1 protein-coding gene is annotated in these 1,154 nt (G+C 58.5%); it reads right to left on the bottom strand.

Annotation, left to right across the window (positions count from 1 at the left end):
- Positions 1 to 304 precede the first annotated feature (304 nt).
- On the bottom strand, positions 305 to 922 hold the full coding sequence (locus C6W92_RS04030; RefSeq protein ID WP_129431772.1) for a cyclic nucleotide-binding domain-containing protein: 618 nt from the start codon (positions 920 to 922) through the stop codon (positions 305 to 307).
- Positions 923 to 1,154 lie beyond the last annotated feature (232 nt).

Here is a 1,154-nt window from a genome sequence, read left to right as displayed (position 1 = left end):
CGATCGCTGTATTGCAGCTCTGACGGCGTGCGTGGTCGTGGCGCTGCCGTGACGAACTTGTCCCATAGTGCTTCCTTCCATTCCTGCGAAAGGATCACACCATCAAACCGTGGGATTGAACACCTAGCGAAGGGTTGCGCACTTTGAAAAACCCGTCATTTGATGGCTAAATACAAACCTCGTAAGAAACTCCCTGCCCAGCGTTATAGACGTAAAGCATTATCGGGATGATCTCGCGTTCGACACGGAGACAAATCGCAAACGGTTGGCGGGGGACGGCCGCCCGCGGCCAGCCGAGCCGGGGCTACTGCGTTTGCGCGGCGTTGGCGACGAGCCGCTTGGTGACCGTGCGCATCACCGCCATGGCGAATTTCGGGTCTTCATATTGCAGGCGCGTGAAGCGTTTCTCGTCGAGTTCGTAGACAACCGTATCCTCGAGGCACCGAACCGTCGCGGATCGCTCGGCACTGGCATTGAAGAATGCCATCTCGCCGAAAATCTTTCCCGCCGGCACGGTTACATTCTGGCCCTCGACTTCGACGCAGCCCTCGGCCAGGTAATACATGCAGTCGACCGGATCGCCCTTCGTGAAAATGACATCGCCCGCCTGGATTACACGCTTCTTGCCGTAGGCCATTGCGGCGGAGAAATCGGGATCCGACTCGTCCGTCATATGCGTCACCAGCCTGCGCAGGGCGATGACTTCGTAGAGGCGATAAGCGTTGATGGGGAGCAGGACGAGCTCGACCGCAAGGAGCGGCCAGACCTGAAACATGCCGCTGTAGATGATGAAGCAGATGGACGACGCCATCGCCAGGATCCGCAGCACGATCATCGAATTGGTTGCGAAGGTGGCCAGTTTCAAAACCGCAGCGAGCCAGCCAACGGCCTGGATGATATGGTGTACAGTGATTGTTTCCATTGGCCTTTTCTCCTAACGGGCCCGTCGGGAACGGGTCCAATTCCTGAAACGGGTGAGCCTGAATGCCCGGCGGGCGTGGCCGGTCGGGATCATCGGTGTCCCCCATGCTTGTGTAGAGTATGCGCGATGAGGCTGCCATGACCAAACAGGGGGTGATGGTGGCGGAGCATACCGCGATTATCCGGCGGGTTGTTGATCAGCCGCCAGCCCAGCCATATCGCGATTGAAGCGA

The sequence above is a fragment of the Roseovarius sp. A46 genome (assembly GCF_004126395.1).
GTDB lineage: Bacteria > Pseudomonadota > Alphaproteobacteria > Rhodobacterales > Rhodobacteraceae > Roseovarius > Roseovarius nitratireducens.
This window is presented reverse-complemented; position numbering and strand designations above follow the sequence as displayed.